18 protein-coding genes are annotated in these 21,091 nt (G+C 41.7%); 12 read left to right on the top strand and 6 right to left on the bottom strand.

The window, feature by feature from the left end:
• Positions 1-55: 55 nt before the first annotated feature.
• The 4 genes from NYE45_RS30025 (at position 56) to NYE45_RS30010 (ending at position 2,715) form a co-directional block, all read left to right on the top strand.
• Positions 56-1,033 (top strand): MBL fold metallo-hydrolase, encoded by a 978-nt coding sequence (locus NYE45_RS30025; RefSeq protein ID WP_340015115.1) that lies wholly within the window; start codon positions 56-58, stop codon positions 1,031-1,033.
• A 228-nt stretch (positions 1,034-1,261) separates the two neighbouring features.
• Complete coding sequence (locus NYE45_RS30020; protein ID WP_017691462.1) at positions 1,262-1,429, top strand: CxxH/CxxC protein; 168 nt, start codon at positions 1,262-1,264, stop codon at positions 1,427-1,429.
• A gap of 249 nt (positions 1,430-1,678) precedes the next feature.
• On the top strand, positions 1,679-2,158 hold the full coding sequence (gene rlmH / locus NYE45_RS30015) for a 23S rRNA (pseudouridine(1915)-N(3))-methyltransferase RlmH (RefSeq protein WP_076252167.1): 480 nt from the start codon (positions 1,679-1,681) through the stop codon (positions 2,156-2,158).
• A gap of 212 nt (positions 2,159-2,370) precedes the next feature.
• Positions 2,371-2,715, top strand: a complete 345-nt coding sequence (locus tag NYE45_RS30010; RefSeq protein WP_340015114.1) for a hypothetical protein — start codon at positions 2,371-2,373, stop codon at positions 2,713-2,715.
• A gap of 1,627 nt (positions 2,716-4,342) precedes the next feature.
• Here NYE45_RS30010 and NYE45_RS30005 read toward each other — a convergent pair.
• The 3 genes from NYE45_RS30005 to NYE45_RS29995 form a co-directional block, all read right to left on the bottom strand.
• A complete protein-coding gene (locus NYE45_RS30005; RefSeq protein WP_340015113.1) occupies positions 4,343-4,471 on the bottom strand; it encodes a hypothetical protein in 129 nt (42 codons plus the stop codon).
• A gap of 32 nt (positions 4,472-4,503) precedes the next feature.
• Positions 4,504-4,887 (bottom strand): hypothetical protein, encoded by a 384-nt coding sequence (locus NYE45_RS30000; RefSeq protein ID WP_340015112.1) that lies wholly within the window; start codon positions 4,885-4,887, stop codon positions 4,504-4,506.
• Positions 4,888-5,002: 115 nt separating this feature from the next.
• Positions 5,003-5,305 (bottom strand): hypothetical protein, encoded by a 303-nt coding sequence (locus NYE45_RS29995; RefSeq protein ID WP_340015111.1) that lies wholly within the window; start codon positions 5,303-5,305, stop codon positions 5,003-5,005.
• Positions 5,306-5,904: 599 nt separating this feature from the next.
• Between NYE45_RS29995 and NYE45_RS29990 the strand changes: the two genes are divergently transcribed.
• The 7 genes from NYE45_RS29990 to NYE45_RS29960 all read left to right on the top strand — a co-directional run bounded on the left by NYE45_RS29990 (position 5,905) and on the right by NYE45_RS29960 (position 17,720).
• Positions 5,905-8,652, top strand: a complete 2,748-nt coding sequence (locus NYE45_RS29990) for a DNA methyltransferase (protein ID WP_340015110.1) — start codon at positions 5,905-5,907, stop codon at positions 8,650-8,652.
• A 32-nt stretch (positions 8,653-8,684) separates the two neighbouring features.
• Positions 8,685-10,775, top strand: coding sequence for a DEAD/DEAH box helicase (locus tag NYE45_RS29985; RefSeq protein WP_340015109.1), 2,091 nt, complete (start codon positions 8,685-8,687; stop codon positions 10,773-10,775).
• Entirely contained in the window at positions 10,768-11,949 is a 1,182-nt protein-coding gene (locus NYE45_RS29980) for a GIY-YIG nuclease family protein (RefSeq protein WP_340015108.1), read from the top strand. The genes NYE45_RS29985 and NYE45_RS29980 overlap by 8 nt, the downstream gene beginning before the upstream one ends.
• 404 nt (positions 11,950-12,353) lie before the next feature.
• On the top strand, positions 12,354-12,863 hold the full coding sequence (locus NYE45_RS29975) for a hypothetical protein (protein WP_340015107.1): 510 nt from the start codon (positions 12,354-12,356) through the stop codon (positions 12,861-12,863).
• Positions 12,856-14,052, top strand: coding sequence for a hypothetical protein (locus NYE45_RS29970; protein WP_340015106.1), 1,197 nt, complete (start codon positions 12,856-12,858; stop codon positions 14,050-14,052). Before NYE45_RS29975 ends, NYE45_RS29970 begins: the two co-directional genes overlap by 8 nt.
• A 1,063-nt stretch (positions 14,053-15,115) precedes the next feature.
• Positions 15,116-16,201 carry a 5-methyltetrahydropteroyltriglutamate--homocysteine S-methyltransferase gene (locus NYE45_RS29965; RefSeq protein WP_340015105.1) on the top strand — a complete coding sequence of 362 codons (1,086 nt, stop codon included), beginning with the start codon at positions 15,116-15,118 and terminating at the stop codon, positions 16,199-16,201.
• Positions 16,202-16,229: 28 nt separating this feature from the next.
• Entirely contained in the window at positions 16,230-17,720 is a 1,491-nt protein-coding gene (locus tag NYE45_RS29960) for an aldehyde dehydrogenase family protein (protein ID WP_340015104.1), read from the top strand.
• A gap of 159 nt (positions 17,721-17,879) precedes the next feature.
• Here the strand turns inward: NYE45_RS29960 and NYE45_RS29955 are convergent, their stop codons facing one another.
• Both NYE45_RS29955 and NYE45_RS29950 read right to left on the bottom strand, forming a co-directional pair.
• A complete protein-coding gene (locus tag NYE45_RS29955; RefSeq protein ID WP_340015103.1) occupies positions 17,880-18,332 on the bottom strand; it encodes a HEAT repeat domain-containing protein in 453 nt (150 codons plus the stop codon).
• A gap of 91 nt (positions 18,333-18,423) precedes the next feature.
• Entirely contained in the window at positions 18,424-19,398 is a 975-nt protein-coding gene (locus NYE45_RS29950) for a YndJ family transporter (RefSeq protein ID WP_340015102.1), read from the bottom strand.
• A gap of 214 nt (positions 19,399-19,612) precedes the next feature.
• Between NYE45_RS29950 and NYE45_RS29945 the strand changes: the two genes are divergently transcribed.
• A complete protein-coding gene (locus NYE45_RS29945) occupies positions 19,613-20,281 on the top strand; it encodes a DNA alkylation repair protein (protein WP_340015101.1) in 669 nt (222 codons plus the stop codon).
• A gap of 136 nt (positions 20,282-20,417) precedes the next feature.
• Here NYE45_RS29945 and NYE45_RS29940 read toward each other — a convergent pair whose 3' ends face one another.
• On the bottom strand, positions 20,418-20,960 hold the full coding sequence (locus NYE45_RS29940; RefSeq protein WP_340015100.1) for a DUF6199 family natural product biosynthesis protein: 543 nt from the start codon (positions 20,958-20,960) through the stop codon (positions 20,418-20,420).
• Between the last annotated feature and the right edge of the window lie 131 nt (positions 20,961-21,091).

Here is a 21,091-nt window from a genome sequence, read left to right as displayed (position 1 = left end):
CGATTGTTAGCGCATATGCATATGATCGTAGACACAAGAGAGGAAGATTTATACGATGTTTAACAAAAAATCAACAACTGGAGCAATTTTGCTCGTGAGTCTTATGTTAGTTTTGAGTGCTTGTGGTGCGAGCGCAATGAATAATGCCGGAACAGCAGATAGTACGGCATCCAATGCCGCAGAAACAACGAATACAGCAACGGAAAACACAAAAACTCCGGAAGCGGCAGAGCTTAAAGTTACAACATTCAACCCCGGAAAAAAAAGCATCTTCGGTGTATCTTCCAACCTAATTGAAGGCCCAACTGAGGTGGCTCTAGTGGATGCGCAGTTCCAAAAGAATGATGCCGAAGAAGTGGTCAAGCTGATCCAAGCTACAGGTAAAAAATTGACAACAGTATTTATCAGTCATCAAGATCCGGACTATTATTTCGGTCTGTCCGTAATTCGTGGGGCATATCCTGATGTGAAAATTGTAGCTACACCGGCTACGGTTGAAGGAATCAAATCGACGATTCAAGTAAAAAATGAGTACTGGAACCCGATCTTGAAAGAAAATGCTCCAACTGCACAAGTTGTGCCTGATGCATTTGATGGCGATCAATTCACTGTAGATGGTGAGGCTGTACAGATTATTGGACTAGATGGACCAGATCCATCACATACTGTTCTGTGGGTTCCATCCATTAAAACAGTCCTGGGCGGGGTTCCTGTATACGAGAACCAACATGTTTGGATGGCCGATAACCAAACCCCTGAGAGCCGCGATAACTGGCGTGAGCTGCTGGACAAAATTACGGCCTTGAACCCAGAGCATGTTATTCCTGGTCACTATGTAGGTACAAGTGCGGGTGATATTTCGAGCGTGAACTTTACCCGGGATTATATCGCCAAGTTTGAAGCGGAAGCAGAGAAAGCTAAGGATTCTGTAGCGTTGATCGCTGCAATGGAAGAAGCATACCCAGAATTTACGAATACAGGTGACCTGGAGACAGGCGCAAAAGTAATTAAAGGCGATATCTCCTGGCCGTAAGTCTTAAGATAGGCTTGTGGAAGAATGTATAAGAGCTTATAATATCGCGTATGTGAAGAGGAAACATCCTTATCCTGCTGTGCAGGAGGGATGTTTTTTGCGTTCATTCGACATGCAGGGGTTTCTTTTCGGCGGCAGGTGTGATAGAACTGAGAAGTGGCTATCCTGTAATAGGATACGCGGTTGTGAATCGGGAACATAGCTGGTTACAGAAAGGATGCTTAACGGATGTACGTTGTATGCAAAGAACACGTGGACATTGCCATCGACATGTTTGTCGATGAGTATGAGGACGCTCCAGATATCGTTGATCTGAAGGAGACGGAATTTGCCGATTGGGACCCGCCTGCGAAGTGCGCTGAGTGCGAACAGCACGCGGAATTTCTCGTCGTTTAGCGTACTGTAGGACTTAGACGGCTGGAGGCGTGACTTAATGTGGCGCTTCGGGCTGACTTTCCATCCGGTATGAACATCACAGCAAGAAGCCAAGGAGAGCGTGATGAGCGCTCTTTTTGTGTTTGTGGGGGAATCTCGTTAGAATTTGGAGAAATGCGTAGTTTAGGTTATATAGTTGGAACGAACGATGCTGTGAAGCATCTTACTTATAGAATATTTCGCAAGACAATTTAGGAGGAATGGATTGTTATGTTTATTCAGATTATTGGCGTAGGCAAATTGAAGGAAAAGTATCTCACGCTGGGCATTCAGGAATATGCCAAGCGGCTTGCCCCGTACATCAAGTTTCAGATGATCGAGGTCGCAGACGAAAAGGCGCCCGATACCCTGAGCGAAGCTGAGGTTCGGGCGGTAAAGGAGCGCGAGGGCGAACGCATCCTCGCGCATGTGAAGAGCGAGGCGCACGTGGTCGCGCTCGCATTGGATGGCCAGCTCTGGAGTTCCGAGGAGCTGGCATTGGAGATCGACAAGCTCGGCACGTATGGGACGAGCCATGTCGTGTTTGTCATCGGAGGAAGCCATGGGCTCTCCGATGAGGTATTGCGCCGCGCGAAGCAGCGCTTGAGCTTTGGGCGCATGACCCTGCCGCATCAGTTAATGCGGCTGGTGCTGGTAGAACAGATTTATCGCGCGGTGAAGATAAATCGGAATGAACCGTATCATAAATAACGGCGAAATTTGAAACAAAAAACTAGATGATTGTAGAATTAGTCACCTAGAGGATGTTAATCGGATTTGGAAATATATTTATAGCATTAAGAGTTTAGTGTAGAGAAGAAAATTGTAGTTTTAAAATAAATCTCTGAATAAGAGAAAAAGTATTGCATTCATAAACATTTTTGTTTATATTCATTTATATAAATAAATTACGAGGTGATATTATGTCTATAAAACTTGTTCCCAAAGAAGATAGTCTATTTCCTAAAGAGTATTCTGAAATGAAGATAGGTGATTTATTAAATTTGGATGGCGTGGATGTAGTCAAAAAGGGAGATAAAATTAAATTAAAACGGACTACGGGTCAGGATATACTTACACTTGAATATAATAAATTTCAAGAGGGGGAAGCCGAATCGGTTACCCTAACAAAGGTTAAGAAAGGAAGGAAGAAAAAAGACCTAACTGAATTAGCTAAGAAGATGTATAAGGACGGAAAAACACAGGCTGAGATAGCAGATTATATAGATGCAACCCAACCATATGTTTCAAAGTTACTGAAATCGTGATTTCAAAAGTATCACTGTTTGACGATAGAAAGTAGAAATGGAGGGGACAGAATGGCGAGAAGAGTCCGAAGTGACTGTACAGTTGGCACTTTTGAGAAAAAGCATGGTCTTCCACCTGGTACTATTAGGAATTCTAATGGTAGAGACACGCGAAGCGACAAACTCATAGGAACAATCAGAAAACAAGCCGAGAAAAGTGGTAAATGAATGATATAAGAGATCATTTTCAAATGATCTCACGATATTTATGGGGCCAACTAAGCATATATTGATGAAGTTTAAGATGATTGAGGTCTAGAGAGTTTATCCAGCATTTCGAAAAATGGAATAGTTTCGTTTTGCTGGTTTAATGGAAAGAACAGTCTGTGGGAGACTGCGTCATTTTCCAGGGAGGAATTAAACCGTCCGTTCAAACCAGCAAGCCATGTAGCAGCGTGGCCTGTGGTTGGGTTTGGTCAGTTTTAGCGAGGTTTAGATGGGGGTCGATCGAGATCGGCACCCTTTTTCTAGTATGGAGATCTAGACATTCATAGTTTTTATTTGAAGGTACCTTTATTGTAGATAGAAGGCTAATTGCTGTTTCGATATAAGGAAGAATACGAGCTGTTTTGATTAGCAGATCAATGATAAAATATAAAAATTTCAAGGAGTTTTCTCCTTAGTATTTGTAATTGTTTTGTTGAGTTGGTACTACCATCTAATAGGCAATGAGGCTAACTCTTTCCCCGAATATATTTGGGATTAATAGATAAAGAGTCTTCGGCGTGCTCACTGTAAAGCTTCATGTTGCGAGTAGAGTTGTTAGCTTGCTCAGTGAATTTTTTGGTGAGGTTTTCATTCTCGAAAACGAAGAAGTCTCTCCCGGCTTGATTACCAAAAGGACTATCATAGCGTAATTGTAGCTAGAGGGGTTGCAAATACCTTCAGTACCTAGGGGGATAAGGTTGATAATCTCGTGAATGGTAAGTTTATTGGGGAGTTCAGGCTGTATATCCAGCGCAAGTAGCAGGCAAGCGAATAGGCTATCTGCATTTGCTCTGTTAGCAATCAAATTCAGGTTAAACTGACTCGTATCGATCGTATCCCAGTCAAGCCCTGTTATGATCGGCTCCAGATTTTTAGTTTTGAGCTCGCTATCCTTCTCTAGAACATCTTGTTATCCGTAGGCAAATAAAAAGCCACCTAGCTTTACGAAAGCCTGATCGCCAAGTATAGATTATGTCTTGGGTAGGAGTTGATGGTAAAAGTCACTGTATTGCTCTATAGTTGCGGACACATATTCAAGTTCTACGCACTCATCCGGGATTTCAGCTTCTGTAAGTAGGGTCGTTTATGCCTTGGCTCGACGGGAATCTGTAAGATCAACCTGATCGGGACATAGAAGATGAGTAAGAAAGGCGATTGTATTGAACGCATATTCGTCTTTTCCAAGAAATTTTGTCCAATAGGAGATAACAGATGACGGTTCGGGTTTATACTGTTCCACGAAGTTCTTCCAATTGCTAATGACAGTTAGGTGGAGCTTTTTGTACGGGTAAGGAATGCTTTGTTGTTGCAATTTGCCGCAAGACCATGGCAGAGCAGAACGTAGAGTGTGGGCTTCAATGGTGGCAGGATCAGAGAACTGTTATTTCCAAGCCTCTAATGGCTCAATGGAATACTTGGCAAAAGGAAAGCGGCTAAGGTGTTGTTCATGATGCGTTTTCATAAGCACAGCAGGTGATTTTTTCTTGGCATCAGTCAGTTGCAAGGACATTAGATGATGCTCCTTTCGTTTGTAGATTAGGCTTAGTTGGCGTTGGCAAGGAGCCATTGCTCGGCCTCGGTAGAATGAATACCTTTTAACGTAAAAAACGTCATGCTGTACTCATTGTCTAGCATGACGTGGATTTTATACAAAGCATATTCCTCATTAAAAGTGTATTGTTCGATGTATTCAGGGTAGTGGGTACCTGTTAAGCATAAGAATGTAGTTTCATCGTGTTGGATAGGAATAAGGTTATCGTTGGCCTCCAGGATGAAGAGCCATTGGCCTTGAGGAGGGAAGGACTCATCTTCATAAGTGTTACGGAGTTGCTGCATGTAATTCTGGATGAATGTAAGGCATTCTTTAGGGAGTATGTTGGTCTCGATCAAGGTAGCGAATTGCATATCGAATGTTAGATCTATCATTTTTCTAACTCCTCATGATAGTGATAGTTATTACTTTTTGGGGTATTGTTATAGCGGGGATGGTCGTTAACTTCGGTTGCTATAAGAGCCTCAGCCCAAATATAGAAAGGTTCTGCTAGCTCTGATACCAACCCAGCGCAAACTCAATGGGGCTTCCTTTGATGGCTGGAGTCCCATCTGACCAATCCCTTTCTAGTACGAATTGGATATTGTTTTCTCTTATGGTTACAAACAAATCAGCACCATCATAATATGGATTCACTGTTTCTCCTTCCTGAAACGTAAGAGCGAGCCGCACTTGATGCACGGGTCGCTCTTTTTTGTAAACTTTCATTTCCTTTTCTGCAATGGCGAGTATGTGAATATTGTCTTCGTGATTGAGGGTTGACTCCAAGAATGTTAAGAGTTGCTTTTGCAATTTGTTAATTTCTGTACCTCATAAATTTATACTCAAATTTATGATATAAAGATAAAATTTCGTTTATAAATCAATAAAATACAGTTCTTACGCGCATGACCTAAAGGGGAGTAAAGTATAAAAACAGACGACATTGTTATTTTTATGCGAGCCATTGTTTGATCTATCAAATACTCCACCGAGTTTTCTATTTTTGGAATCCTGGTGAGGCTGCTATCATTCGCTTGTACTATTTTCAGCTAAATCATCTTCGATGAATTTCTTTACAAACAGGACAGTCAGCTGCATGTGCCATGATCCATACGTAGTAATTTGAAAGCTTGGTGAAGGCAATGATATTGAATTTGATTTTTGAGGTAATTCAGGAAAGCCTTTCTTATGGGTTTAATTGAATTCCGTCTCTTTTGGTCCGTATGGTATAATTAGTACAAAATTGCTGTTAACGTGATGGATGCAAGACATTTACTGAGATTGAAATTGATGAAGAGACATCATGCCTTTGTTCATTACAGGTTTGTTATGAGCAGATTTAAGTATTTCGGTAGAGAATGACTACGGCATCATGTTTGCAACAGCACTAACTCTGGAGGAGACAAGTAATGAACCCGGTAGAAATTGAAGAAGCAGTCTCCGATTTGGCGATTCAACCTTTTGACGAGGAGGAGTTCCCGTTTACCTTTTTGCGAGCGTTCGGGAATAAGGAGACGACAATTAAGCGACTACGCTCGGGCGAAACTAACAAGTCCGATCTGGGCGGTGTCCTTCAGACGAGCAACATTCACATCGTGGTTGCCCAACCTGGTGAAGTTACCCAGACACTTGCCGCACTGAAAGAAAGCCGGGCAACAATTCGAGCGAAAGCACGTTTTATTCTTGCTACTGATGGGGTGTACTTTGAGGCAGAGGATCTTGAGTCCAATGAGCCGCCGCTCGTCTGTGTCTATCAAGATTTCCCAAATCACTTTGGCTTTTTCTTACCACTGGCCGGGATCACGACCGTCAAGCAGATACGTGATAGTTCTTTCGATATTCAGGCAACAGGCCGGTTGAACCGGCTCTATGTTGAACTACTGAAAGAGAACCTGCAATGGGGAGTAGCTGAACGGCGCCACGAGATGAACCACTTTATGGCACGGCTGATCTTTTGCTTTTTTGCTGAAGACACCGGCATTTTTAGCAGGTTGCGACTGTTCACCGGTACGGTCGAACAGATGAGCGCGCCCGATGCCTCGAACACGCATGAAGTGATCAGCGAGATCTTCCGCGCCATGAACACAAAGGATCAAGAACGTGCGGAAGCAAAAATACCGCGTTGGGCCGATATGTTTCCTTATGTGAACGGGGGACTTTTCTCGGGCAGTGTAGATGTGCCAAGGTTTAGTAAGATCGCGCGTTCTTACCTGCTTCATATTGGCAGCCTGGACTGGACAAAGATCAACCCAGATATCTTTGGCTCGATGATCCAAGCTGTTGCAGACGACGAGGAACGTGGTGCTCTCGGTATGCATTATACGAGCGTGCCAAACATCCTAAAGGTGCTTAATCCGCTGTTCTTGGATAACTTGCGAGCGCAACTTGATGCGGCTGGGGACAATCTTCGAATGTTGCTCAACTTGCGCAAGCGTCTATCTAAGATTCGAGTTTTTGATCCGGCTTGCGGTTCAGGCAACTTCCTAGTCATCGCGTATAAGAAGATGCGGGAGATAGAAAACATCATCAACGAACGACGTAGCGAACATGGGCGTGAGAGTGATATACCGTTGACTAACTTTCTAGGAATCGAATTGCGTGACTTTTCAGCAGAGATCGCGCGTCTCGCCCTTATTATCGCTGAATACCAATGCGATGTGCTTTATCGTGGACCAACACTTGCTCTTGCTGATTTCTTGCCACTTTCTTCAAATAACTGGATTACCTGCGGAAATGCTCTGCGAATAGATTGGCTTAGCGTCTGTCCGCCGACAGGAACAGGTGTAGAGATCCAAGCTGACGAACTATTTCACACACCGATTGACCATATGGAGATTGACGTTAAGACTGAAGGTGGGGAGACCTACATATGTAGCAACCCACCATACCTTGGCTTTACTTTTCAGTCAGCGGAGCAAAAATCCGACTTACATGCCCTTTTTGAGGGAAGGACAAAAAGCTGGAAGTCACTCGACTACGTCGCGGGTTGGTTCATTAAAGCTTCTGACTACGGGACCCAAACCAATGCTGTGTCTGCATTTGTTTCTACAAATTCAATCTGTCAAGGTGAACAAGTGCCAATTTTATGGCCGTTGATCTTTGAAACAGGGCATAAGATCGCTTTCGCACATACTTCATTCAAATGGACGAATCTCGCGAGTCACAACGCAGGTGTGACAGTAATTATCATCGGAATCTCCAATAACCCAGGGAAGGTAAGACAGTTGTTTTCGGTCAGTGACGACGGAAGCGCGATTGCCAAGGAGACCGAGCACATCAATGCATATTTGGTGGCAGCTCAGGATGTAATAGTAAATGCAGCCTCACGTAATTCTGCGAATAGAGCACTCATGGTTAAGGGAAACATGCCTACCGATGGGGGTAACCTAATTCTTTCGATGTCCGAAGCTAACGAAGCGATAAAACGTGAGCCGTTTCTATCTAAATTTATATTTGATTTTGTCGGTTCTCAGGAGTTTGTGAAAGGAGTGGTCAGGAGATGCTTGTGGATCGAGGATACTGATGTTGATGAGGCAACTAAATCAACGTTCGTCATTGAACGTTTGGCTGCAGTAAGTGCGATGCGAGCCGCTAGTGGCACACCTTCCACACAAGCATATGCCGAAAAACCTCATAGATTTAGGCAAATCCAAGGTAGGGCCACTAACTTTTCAATTGTTGTTCCTAAAGTTACCTCGGAATCTCGCTCATACCTTCCGGTCGGGATTTTACAGTCACATTCAATTGTGTCCGATAATGCATTTGCACTTTACGATGCCCCCATATGGAGTATGGCTTTGATTGCGTCGCGCCTTCATTTGGTATGGGTCGCAACTGTCTGTGGTAAGTTGAAAACGGACTTCCGCTATTCGAATACACTCGGGTGGAATGCCTTTCCAGTCCCGAATCTTACCGAGAAGAATAAGACCGACCTTACCCGTTGTGCCGAGGACATTTTGTTGGTTCGTGAGGCACACTTCCCAGCGACAATTGCTGATCTATACAATTCTGAAAGTATGCCATCTGATCTACGTGAGGCACATAGACGCAACGACGAGGTGTTGGAGCGAATCTACATAGGTCGTAGTTTTCGTAACGATACCGAGCGGTTGGGAAAACTGTTTGAGCTTTACATTAAGACGACGACATCTACGTAACTGACTAAGAAATCTAAGAAGGAGGCAGGTATATGGCAAATGGAAATAGATCAATCCCCTCAATTTCCGTTTCTTACTCTCATAATGGAAATTCGACTAAGGCCAATGAGTTGGGAATGCGAGCAATGCAGGAGCGTGCCTATGAGCGACGAGGTGAGCAGTACCTACTTATTAAGTCGCCACCGGCATCAGGCAAGAGCCGGGCACTTATGTTTATAGCACTCGACAAGCTCCAGAATCAAGGGCTCAAGCAGACGATCATTGTAGTGCCAGAAAAATCTATCGGTTCCAGCTTCAACGACGAGCCACTGAGTCAGTTTGGCTTTTGGGCCGACTGGAACGTGGAGCCAAAATGGAACTTATGTAACGCATTAGGCTCGGATAATGGCGGCAAAGTTAAGTCGGTTGGCGCATTCCTTGAAAGCAACGATAAGGCATTGGTCTGTACCCATGCTACCTTCCGATTTGCTGTCGATGAATTTGGGGTGGAGGCATTTGATAACAGACTGATTGCCGTGGATGAGTTTCACCATGTTTCAGCAAACCCTGATAATAAACTCGGGCAGCATCTCGGACAGTTAATTGCGCGCGATCGCGTGCATATCGTGGCGATGACCGGTTCCTACTTCCGAGGCGATGCTGAGGCAGTGCTGGCCCCGAGGGACGAGGCAAATTTCGATACCGTCACCTACACTTATTACGAGCAGCTCAACGGTTACGAGTATCTTAAGCAACTCGACATTGGCTATTTCTTTTACTCCGGCTCATACACCGATGACATCCTTAAAGTACTCGACTCGGCTGAGAAGACTATTATTCATATCCCGAATGTCAATTCGCGCGAGAGCACAAAGGATAAGATCAGGGAGGTGGAGCACATCATTGAAGAATTAGGGGAATGGCAAGGGACTGACCGCGTGACTGGCTTTCAACTGGTCAAGACGCCAAGCGGCCAAATCCTCAGGATCGCCGATCTAGTGGATGACGACCCGACCAAGCGCGATCGAGTGTCCGCCGCTTTGAAAGATCCTGCTCATAAGAACAATCGTGACCATGTAGACATCATCATCGCTCTTGGTATGGCGAAGGAAGGCTTTGACTGGATATGGTGTGAGCATGCACTTACAGTAGGCTATCGAGCGAGTCTAACTGAGATTGTGCAAATCATTGGCCGGGCAACCCGAGACGCGCCAGGAAAAATTCGAGCTCGATTTACTAATCTTATTGCTGAGCCTGATGCCTCCGAGCAGGCCGTTACCGAGGCGGTGAATGATACCTTGAAGGCCATTGCTGCCAGCTTGCTTATGGAGCAGGTCCTTTCGCCTCGCTTTGAGTTTAAATCGAAGAATCCAGAGAACGGTCCGTTGGAAGGCTTCGACTATGGAGAAGAAGGTTATGACCCAGAAAAGTGTAATGTCGGATTTAACCAAGAAACAGGGCAGTTACAAATCGAAATCAAGGGCCTCTTTGAACCCAAGAGTGAGGAGGCCGTGCGTATATGTCGAGAGGACCTAAATGAAGTCATTGCAACATTCGTTCAGGACAAAAATATTATTGAGCGAGGCTTGTTTGATGACGAAATGGTGCCGGAGGAGCTGACTCAGGTTCAGATGGGCAAAATTATCAAGGAAAAGTATCCCGAACTCGAAATAGAAGATCAGGAAGCGGTTCGCCAGCACGCCATTGCTGCGCTCAATCTAACGCAACAAGCCAAGAAAACTGCGCTTGGAGGTAATGAGGGAAGCAGTGAGCAGGTTGCCAATACTGCCCTCATTGATGGAGTCCGTAAGTTTGTGATGGATGTGCGTGAACTGGACATCGACCTAATCGACCGTATTAATCCATTCAGCGAGGCATATGCAATTCTCGCTAAGACGTTAAGCGAGGATAGTCTGAAACAAGTTGCAGCTGTTATCGCGGCAAAGCGTGTAAGTATACCCTATGAAGAGGCTAGAGCGTTGACTGAACGGGCTGTGCAATTCAAGAAGGAGCGCGGGAGACTACCAGACATAAACGCTCAAGATCCGTGGGAAAAACGTATGGCGGAAGGTGTGGTAGCTTTGCAACGTTATTCTGCACAACAGAAGGTCGCTGAAGGCAGTGGAGGGGATGTACTTGCCTAATCTTTCTGACGACGAACTTCTCAGAGAACTTGGTGTGGAATATGAGGTAGTAAAGGTACGCTCTCACACACCACGTGAGGAGCGGATCATTGTAGGGTTTGAAGAAATCCAGAATTTTGTAAAAAACTATGGTCATGCTCCACGGCATGGTGAAGATAATAACATCTTTGAGAGAATGTATGCTGTGCGACTCGATCGCCTGCGTGAGCAGGAAGATTGCCGTGCTCTTCTTGCTCCGCTTGATAACCAAGGATTGCTAAGTGGGGAAGAGATTACACAGATTGATTCAGTGAAAACACTGAATGATGATGATCTGCTCGCCGAACTGGAAGGCGCGATTGGTACATCAGACATTACAGAACTACGTTATGTCCGCTCACGAGTAGAAATACAAGCTGCAGAGGAAATTGCCAATCGCGAGAGATGTGAAGACTTTGATCGATTTCGACCGCTGTTTGAGCAGGTTGAGCGGGAACTTAAATCTGGCGATCGACAATCGCGGCCATTTAGTAAGGATGCGAGCATCATTAAAGGGAACTTCTTTATTTTGGGGGGGCAACTTGCCTACGTGGCTGAGAAGGGTGATGAATTTAAGGCACCTAATGGCCATCCTGATGCAAGACTTAGAGTCATCTATTCTAATGGTACCGAAAGTAATCTTCTCCTCAGATCCTTACAGCGCGCGTTATACAAAGATGAGGCTGGACGTCGTTTGACTGATCCTGATTTAGGGGCATTATTCAGTGGGACCTGGGACGAGAGTGATGTGGAAAGTGGCACTATCTATGTGCTACGCAGTCTGTCCAGTGACCCTTTTGTTGCCGAGCATCGCAATTTGATTCACAAGATTGGGGTTACTGGTGGTAAAGTTGAAACTCGCATCGCAAATGCAGTAAATGATTCAACTTACTTGCTGGCGGATGTCGAAGTTGTGGCCACTTATAAACTGGCCAGCATAAATCGAACGAAGTTGGAGGGGATATTCCACCGCATCTTTGCACCGGCCCAGCTTAACATAACCATTCATGACCAGTTTGGTCACCCTGTACAGCCGAAAGAATGGTTCCTTTTACCGCTGCACGTGATTGACGAAGCAGTGAGCCGTATTCGAGATGGCTCGATTACCAATGTAGTATATGAACCTAAGACGGCCAGCTTGGTCGAGTATCTGTAACAGTGATTCCGTTTTAAATTTCTGTCACACAAACTATGAAGGACACCCTTAGGGTGTCCTTCATTTCACCGTAACATTAGTGATGGCGAGTTTTTTCGAATGAATGGATGAAACAGAATATGAGAAACATCTAAAGGGAAATTTTATTTTGTTAATTGCATCAGAAGTGAGATCAATTTCAAATTGGATCCCCAACGTTTTATTATAAAAGAACTGTTTCATTAAATCCTTTAATTTTTGTGGGCTCGCTTATTCTCTTTTGGGTAGAGGATTTATATTGATATTCAAAGAATAATTAATATATCTCGGCAATCTATAATAATAAACAGCTAAGTGTAAAGCTTTACTTAAATTATAAATTAGTAATGGTATAATTTGGTTTGAATATGGAAAGGGGAGGTGTTATGAAGAAACAAATAAATGTTTTCTACCCTATTTCGTTTACTATGGTAGTAATAGGAATATTAATGGTGGCAGAAATTTTTGGCTTAAATTCAGCCCAAATGAACTCTATAAATATTGGAGCGGCTCTTTTAACCGTATCCTCTGCAATGGTTGGAACTGTAATTTATAAGAAAACAGGAATATTATTGGGCATAGTTAGTTTTGTGCTCTTGATTTTAGGGATAGTTCTTGTTTTCTTTGGATTCTTGATGCCAGGATTCAAAAATAATTTTTTCTTAGTAAGTTTTTTAGCTGGATTTGATACAAATCCATTAGTATTAATTTGTTTAGGAATAACAATAGCATCAATTGTGCAGTTTGAAAATCATTTGAATAACTCTTTAATTGAGAACGAAAGAGAATTACGTAAACGAATAGAAACATTGGAAAATGAAAAAGTTGAATTAGAAAAGGGAATTATTAAAGCAACAACATTCATAGAAAGTATAAGGAGAAAAGACATTGACTAAATACAATTTAAAGATTAAACAAGGTTCTGATGAATATATCAGTCCATGGAAGATTTCTAAAGTGATTGATGACTTAGCAGGAGAATATTATAAAAAGTATTTATTAAATATAATTACAGACAGAGTAGCAAATTTAAATGAAAATGAACACTTAGTAATATTTAATGAAAGTTTTGATATGTATAACAAGTATGCAAAACTCAAAAATTTCTCAATTAGAAAGAAAGAAGATATATTAGACATATATTATCTAGGCAATCCAATTTCCCTAAAACCAAGTTTAAGAATTATGAAAATGTCATTAATTTTTGAAATGCATAGAAAATTATTCACTAAATTAAACTCCATTAAAGTCATGATGGATAGAGATAAGATGTATGAATACATTAATCCAAATTTAAATGATAATAAGGAATTTAATTTGGACTCACTAGAAAAATATTTAATAGAGAGACTATCATCGACAGAAAAAGACAATATTAAAATTAAAAATGATTGTGATAATATAGTGGCAGGATTCAAAAAAAAATTATCAGATTATGTAAGGTGTATTGATGATTTCGAAATAATTAATGATTTTAAAGATGAAAAAGAATTAGTGACGTATCTAGATAAATTTAAAAAACAAAATATTTATAAAGATTATTATGAAGTTTTCGAAGATAATTTCAACAAACTAGGACGTCCTATTGTGGGGATAGTAGATATAGAAAAAGGCACTCTTGAAGTATTAGCTAAAGATTTTATCAAAGAAGATTTACAAAATGAAAATGAGAACAAATTTGAAATGGTAGATTTAAGCAAGAATAGTCCTACAGCAATGGCCTTCATTGTAGGTGTTATTGTGTTACCGTGGCTTGTTTCTTTATTTGTTACAAATTTAGAAACGAAGAAGATAAAGCAGAAAAAAGAAATAACGAAAACAGAAGTTCAGACTAACCCCGAACTATTGAAATTAGAAGAAGTTATTGAAGCGTTTAAGGACTTACGAGATGGAATTAATGACATTGGTGAGAAGGTCGTTAGTCTTGAAGACTATAAGGTCCAGAAAACTATAAATAAGATGAATGATAATATTAATACTAAAACATTGGAAACTCTAAATAGACATGATTTTTTAAATGAAAATATTGAGTTAAAGAGAATTGACGCCCCTAAAGAAGATATGAAACAAGAAGATAATGAGTAGATAATAAAGTGAAATTCATTTCTTAACCTAAAATTATAAATAATGAATAACAGCATGAGAGGTTGAATACTCTATTATTGAAATCATATGAAATGGGGATGCTTAATAGCATTTATATTATGAGGTTTCTCCTAACGGATTCCGAGATGAAGTTTCTTATAGGGTATGCAATAGATCTCAATTACAGTCTGATGTCCTAACAAAATTTCTTTGGTGTGAAATGATTGCAGATGTTCATGAATAAAGAGGTTATTGTTCTTATTGTCATCTTATGGTTACTAAAATGATTTCCCCTACAAAAGTTATGCTGAACTGTACCACAAATGACGCTAAGTTTTTTGTACAGGGCAAAGATCAAGTAAACAATGGATTCCTTCTCTAGTCCTCTATCGTTTGGCAATATCATCTTTTCAAGCGAAGTTTCGTGCCCAGAATGGCTCAGAGCTGATCTTAACTAAAATAATAAATACAAAAGGAGCAGCCGTGGTGCGCTCCTTTTGTATTTTTCACCACTACGTCATGTTCCCAATTCAAGAAAGATGTTGGGCTATATTTGTTAGATACTCTATTTCATCCGTATTTTCTCTCATATTAATGAGCATCTTGGTATCGGGGCTACTACATATCGGAATTGATTTTGTACCGTCTGTGGCCGCTTGGTATATGGGTTCCGCAATGATTTCTGGAAGTGAGGCGTAAGACTGTTGTTTCTCCATCTCCCCCAATTTACTCCTAAATGTAGTAAATACCCTACAGTCTGTTGATGTATCATCATTTAAAGTAGAAATCCATAGATCTTCCGCCAAAGTCCGTTTTAATAGCATCTGGTTCAATTAGTTTTACTTTGATGTCTTGTGAGGCTAATTGAAAAGATACCGACTCAGAAAAAACCTCCAAACTTTCTTCTAAATCTGCTCTTCCGTAGCGGCTTCAATCCATAAGTGATGTTCTTGTTTATCGCTATTGTTAAAAGCTATGACTAGCCATGCCTTTTTCATATAACAAGCATTCCTTTTCATCATGCTATACTCATTAGAATAAAAAGTTAGAAGGAGAAATACTTATGATACCATTTCGTAATGATCATGTAGGTAGCTTTCTACGTCCTGCGAATTTAAGTCAGGCACGTGAACAATATAAATCAGGCAACATCACATATGAGGAATTAAGAGCTGTGGAAGATCAAGAGATTATTCGAATTATTGAAAAGCAAAAGGAAAATGGCGTATTGGCAGTTACGGATGGTGAATTTCGCAGAAGCTGGTGGCATTTTGATTTTCTGGGCGGCTTGGATGGCGTAGAGTTGTATGAGCAAATAGATGGACCGAAATTCCACAATATGCAAACGCGCAAGGGTGGGATTCGTGTTGTTGGTAAAGTTGATTTCTCGAGTCATCCCTTTGTTAAGGATTTTGAGTTTTTGAAAAAGCATGCAGGTGACGCAGTAGCGAAACAGACGATTCCAAGTCCCAACATGCTTCTATATCGATTGGAGAATGACGCTAATATCTATACGGACCGAGAGCAATTCCTTCAGGATACGATTGCGGCTTATCAAAAAGCCATTCAAGCCTTCTATGATGCAGGATGTCGATATCTGCAATTAGATGATACAGCTTGGGCAGACCTGTTCTCAGAAGCTGGTCATGATAAGCTGCGTGCCAAAGGTCTGGAACCGGCAGAAGAGTTGAAAACGATGCAGCGAATGATTAACGAGACTTTGGCTCATAAACCGGCGGATTTAGTTGTGACGATGCATATTTGTCGTGGTAACTATAAATCGAATTATTTCTCAACGGGTGGTTATGATTACGCTTCTGAAGTTATCTTTGGAGGCTTAAACGTAGATGGATTATTTTTAGAATTTGATGATGAGCGCTCAGGTGGTTTCGAGCCATTAAAATATGTGAATCGAAAAGATTTGAAAATCGTGCTTGGTTTACTCACATCGAAAACAGGCGAGTTAGAGGATAAAGAACACATTAAAGCTCGGATTGCAGAGGCGGCAACCTATGTACCACTTGAGCAACTTTGTTTGAGTCCACAATGTGGTTTTTCATCTACAGAAGAAGGCAATATTTTAACGGAAGAACAACAATGGCGTAAACTTCGTTATGTGAAGGAAATTGCAGAAGAAGTTTGGAATTAATCCATCTAAATAACGGAGGGGATGTACAATGACGACGCAAGCAGACCAAGAGACAATTGTAGTTGAAGCGTTCATTAATGGTCAGAATGTAAAATCCCTTTCGCAGTTAGCAAAAGAGAATCCGGCAAACCCAACGGAGATCGTAGGCTATTTCCCTGTCACTACGAAAGAACAAGCGGTTGAAGCGATTGAAGCAGCGGCGGGAGCTTTTAAAACATGGAAGCAGACCTCCATTGATGAACGCATTATGATGATGCGCAAGGCGATCGAGAAGATTAGAGCAGCTGAGAATGAAATTGTTCATTTGCTGTCCAGAGAGCATGGCAAGCCCCTATATGATGCACACGGTGAAATTTATGTTTCGTTAATGTGGATGGAATTTGCTTGTAATGAAGCCAAATCGGCTCTACAGGAAGAGATCAAAGAGCATGAGAATGGTAAAACGATTCTTTCCTATGATCCCATTGGTGTGGTGGCAGCGATTAGTCCATGGAACTATCCCATTGCGTTATCTACGATTAAGATCGCTCCTGCCTTACTTGCGGGCAACACGATTGTGCTTAAACCAAGCCCATATGCGCCACTGGCGGCAGCGAAGGTGGCAGAGATTATTGCGAGTGAGTTCCCGGCTGGTGTAGTCAATGTCGTTCATGGTGATGCAGATGTGGGCGTTGAACTGACTAGTAATCCTCTTGTTACGAAAATCGCCTTTACAGGTGGGACCGCGACAGCTAAGCATATTATTAAAGCGGCTTCGGAAACGATTAAGGATATGACGCTTGAGCTTGGTGGTAATGATGCGGCTATCTTCTTGGAAAGCTTTGATGTTCATGATGAGCGAGCCATGCGCCGGATTGTCATTTCTAATTTCTTGACAGCAGGCCAGATCTGTATGATCGCCAAACGTGTGTATGTACACCGTTCTATTTATGATGAGTTTGTGGAAAAATATATAGAGGCGGCAAATCGCTGGATTCGAATTGGCGATCCATTTGATTCAAATACGACAGTAGGTCCGGTTAATAACCTGAAGCAGAAAAATGTTGTGCTTGGTTTGGTTGAAGATGCGCAAAAGCGAGGGGCTAAGGTCATCCCTCTCGGTCAAATTCTGGATCAGAAGCTGTTTGACCAAGGTTACTTCTTACAACCTACGCTTGTTTTGAATTGCGATGTTCATGATCCGATTGTGGTGGAGGAACAGTTTGGCCCTACGGTTCCGATTCTGCCATTTGACGATGAAGAGCAGGTAATTCATCTACACAATGAGAGCATATATGGATTGACGAGTTCTGTGTGGGGCAAAGAAGAGGATGCCATCTCTGTTGCACGTCAACTCGAAGCTGGAACGACCATGATCAATACCGCTGCTGTGCAGGGGCTCGACGTTCGGTTCCCTTTCGGTGGCTTCAAGCAATCGGGTATTGGCCGTGAATACGGCGCGGAAGGTATACGCACGTATACCGAAAAACATGTCATCAACGTTCCGAAGACATTGGATCTTCCTTATATCCCAGAATAAATCGTATAGAAGTTGTTCAAAAAGATTCTAACTTTGCGCTTTGTTTACTGATTTTTAAGAATCAGTAGACGGGGCATTTTTTGTCAGATCATAGGAAATAAAGAAGCCACTCCATTGATGGAGTGGCTTTGTACTTAGCTATTATAAGGTGAACGGCGGCTATCTTCTACCTAGTGTCTCCCAAATGCCATGGAGCCAGGAATCGAACTCAGCATCTTTGTCGCCCTCGTAAGTATCATAAATATCCAGACGTGTCTTTTGCAGTTTTTCCTTGAATTGCTCGAATGTGTGACCTTCAGGAAGGCTTTTTTTAATCCGTAGCAAAATTTTGTTAGTACCTTTAAACAGCTCGCCTTTGTTTTTGGCAGGCATTTGTACATCTTCATCCAACTGCTTCAGCTTGTTATATGCGGCTTCACGCACCTGGAACACTTGATCATTTTTCAAAACATGCTGCAGCAACTTAATGGTAGGTTCTGTATTCCAGTTCCCCAATTCGTTCACCGCATTCAGTCTGTCTCTCCAGCTTGACGTCCGATTAGCCGCTCGTTTGAGCTCTTCAAGGTTCTCCGGTAGTTCGTTAACTGCTCCAATATCATGGTTGTTCGTCAAAATTCAATCTCCTTAATCATCGCCATCTCGGCAGAATGATGAATGTTATTTATGTGATCACTATTATAGCACGAACCTGACCAAACTACTCCTATGAAGCCGATGGGTTAGCCTTTTCCTTAATAAAACCTACCATATACACCCAACCAATCAGTCCACATAAGACAAAACCAAATGCATGCAGAGATCCATAAATGGGAATAAAATCGAGTATGGTTAAGGAGTACATATTTTTCAGTAACGGATAGAAGATGGAAATGACAACAACCGTGTAAAAGGCTAGGCAAGAAAGGCCCAAGAAGAAGGCTGCCTTTATATCCAAGGCGTTTTTCCTCAAGTAAGCAAGGAGATAAGCGGTGTAAACCACAATATTACAGGCGAACAAAGTGACACCAATGTATTCAATTGGCTTGGAGAAAATCATACCAATAGCAATCAAGATGGGTCCGATGATATCGATGGCAACAACCCAGGGATACCAACTCTTCTTCGTCATGATGCGTCCTAGTGCACCAATAAAAATTGGAACGATCGCAGATGAGAAATGAAAGTGAAGCGAGCTTAACGCGTGCGTTGCAGGATTAGCTTGGAAGAGGGTTAATTGATATTGATATAAGGTAAACCAAATGCCCCCGATAAAAAAATAAACGAGCCCCGCACCAATCGCTATTTCCGCTGCTTTTCCTTTAGCGATCACAATCGTGGTCAAGCCATAGATGCCAAGCAGCAATGTGAACAGTAACCATCCAAGTGACAGGATCCCTGGGATTGCCGTACTTTCTAAGCCCCACATCTTACTACTCATTACGGAGGTCAGGGTAAGAAGCGCAGCGGGAAATTGAAGCCATTTCATAGCAGCATAAATCATTCGTTGATGTTTATTCTTTTCATCATGGTTCAAAACTAAAATCACAAGAGGTACAATGACAAAAGCCGCAAAAAGCAGAAATTCTTCAACAAGTTCAAATTGGAAGTAATCAAGGGAAAATATCAGAATGGTTATGATTCCACCGGGAAACACTGATGCTATTAATGATTTCATTCGTTGCTTCAAGGAACTATTCATGGGGTTTCCTTTCTAACTACGTTTATCGTAATAACTGTCTGCATCCAGTTGTGTAGCGTTCTTTAGTATAGATCGGCAATTCTTCTTTTAGTAGTCTAACACATTTATATGTCAATATATGAAAATAAGCTTATCTTACTGAGGTTGATGGAATCACGGGAAATAGCCCTTCCGCTTTTCAAAGACTTTCGCCATAAAGGAGCTGTGATATCAAATGAATAAAGATAAAAGTATTGAAATGAAATACTCTTCAAAAGCAGAGAACATTCTACAACAGATCAATAGTAAAACTAAGCTAGGCGACTTACGAAAAATTGCGAAGGACATTAAAAAAGATCACGAACTAGCTATGGAACTTTGGTCGACAGCAGCGTTTTTGCCCAGACTATTAGCTATTTTAATTATGGATAAAAAACTTCTCTCACAAGAAGTGCTTGATAAGTTTGATAAGGATATGCAGACTCACACTTTTGATGAGCGAAATAACTTAATGGATTGGTTAATGGCTAATCAGCTCACCAAAGACAAGAAGACCATAGCATTAATGGAGTCATGGGAGAATAGCCCTTCTGCTCTTCAAAGGCGAGCTTTTTGGTATTATCAAGCGCGATTGAGATGGACTGGACAAACGCCTCCTGATAACACCGAGGACTTACTATCTGCAATTGAAGCTAATATCACGCAGGAAGAGCCGGAAGTTCAGTGGGCTATGAATTTCATTGCAGGCTGGATAGGCATTTATGATCAAAAGTATCGTGCACGTTGTATAAAACTTGGTGAGAATACAGGTCTTTATAAAGATGAAATGGTATCAAAGGGTTGTACTCCTAATTATTTGCCAGAGTTCATTGCAATTGAAGTTAACAAACGAAATAAGAATTAGTTGCCCCTGTGAAATATTCATTAGTATCTGATGTGAAAATAAGAATTCAAAGCCTCAATATGAAAAAAAAGGATCTGGAAGTAAGCTTCCAGATCCCTTTTTCTTGGAGGGCAATTTCAAAAGTTTTATGACACTACTAATCACTATAATTTGTGTGAATCCAAGTTTTTAACTCTTCACTCATTATCTCAAATTCCTTTTCAGTAGCCATCGGATGCAATTCGATTCCTCCAGAAGGTCCGAAAATAACGATTTCTAGGCTCGTTTCGTCTGTAAATGTAATTTTTCCAGCATTGTTCGATCCAATCACATTACCTGCATCAAAAGGTCTAAGTTCTGCATCTTGTATCATTTGGATAACCGTATTTTTTTCTTCCTCGCTTAATATGGAGGGATTACTCATGCCGATACTGATTTCTTGTACTTGCCCTGCATCAAGTTTCTCTTTAAATTGTTCTGCCCATTTGCTGTCCGCTCCGCTTCCTGTGGAGCAACTTGAAACAATCAGCATAAAACCGACAATCACAAACACAATACCTGAGATCCGTCCGGTACTCAGTGCTAAATCACTTGGCGCATCTTTAAACTTCCATCCCAGTCGTACATACCAAGCAAAGTAAGGCCAAATAGCCATAATTAATCCTATGATTAAGACTAAAACACCTATAATTCCTGTCAAAGAATCACATCCTCTATATGTTAACTATTAGTCTAATATAAAAAACAGTAAGAACACCACTCTAAAAACTGTCCCCACCACAGATCCGACCTCTATTTCCACTAATCTAAAATAATCATTGAATTCTTAAT

The sequence above is a fragment of the Paenibacillus sp. FSL K6-1318 genome, from assembly GCF_037976905.1.
GTDB classification, from domain to species: Bacteria; Bacillota; Bacilli; order Paenibacillales; family Paenibacillaceae; genus Paenibacillus; species Paenibacillus amylolyticus_A.
This window is presented reverse-complemented; position numbering and strand designations above follow the sequence as displayed.

Excerpts from the sequence above, each read along its gene's own strand:
- NYE45_RS30025 (WP_340015115.1), top strand. The coding sequence starts at position 56 with ATGTTTAACAAAAAATCAACAACTGGAGCAATTTTGCTCGTGAGTCTT.
- NYE45_RS30020 (WP_017691462.1), top strand. The coding sequence starts at position 1,262 with ATGTACGTTGTATGCAAAGAACACGTGGACATTGCCATCGACATGTTT.
- rlmH (WP_076252167.1), top strand. The coding sequence starts at position 1,679 with ATGTTTATTCAGATTATTGGCGTAGGCAAATTGAAGGAAAAGTATCTC.
- NYE45_RS30010 (WP_340015114.1), top strand. The coding sequence starts at position 2,371 with ATGTCTATAAAACTTGTTCCCAAAGAAGATAGTCTATTTCCTAAAGAG.
- NYE45_RS30005 (WP_340015113.1), bottom strand. The coding sequence starts at position 4,471 with ATGTCCTTGCAACTGACTGATGCCAAGAAAAAATCACCTGCTGTGCTT.
- NYE45_RS30000 (WP_340015112.1), bottom strand. The coding sequence starts at position 4,887 with ATGATAGATCTAACATTCGATATGCAATTCGCTACCTTGATCGAGACC.
- NYE45_RS29990 (WP_340015110.1), top strand. The coding sequence starts at position 5,905 with ATGAACCCGGTAGAAATTGAAGAAGCAGTCTCCGATTTGGCGATTCAA.
- NYE45_RS29985 (WP_340015109.1), top strand. The coding sequence starts at position 8,685 with ATGGCAAATGGAAATAGATCAATCCCCTCAATTTCCGTTTCTTACTCT.
- NYE45_RS29975 (WP_340015107.1), top strand. The coding sequence starts at position 12,354 with ATGAAGAAACAAATAAATGTTTTCTACCCTATTTCGTTTACTATGGTA.
- NYE45_RS29965 (WP_340015105.1), top strand. The coding sequence starts at position 15,116 with ATGATACCATTTCGTAATGATCATGTAGGTAGCTTTCTACGTCCTGCG.
- NYE45_RS29960 (WP_340015104.1), top strand. The coding sequence starts at position 16,230 with ATGACGACGCAAGCAGACCAAGAGACAATTGTAGTTGAAGCGTTCATT.
- NYE45_RS29950 (WP_340015102.1), bottom strand. The coding sequence starts at position 19,398 with ATGAATAGTTCCTTGAAGCAACGAATGAAATCATTAATAGCATCAGTG.
- NYE45_RS29945 (WP_340015101.1), top strand. The coding sequence starts at position 19,613 with ATGAATAAAGATAAAAGTATTGAAATGAAATACTCTTCAAAAGCAGAG.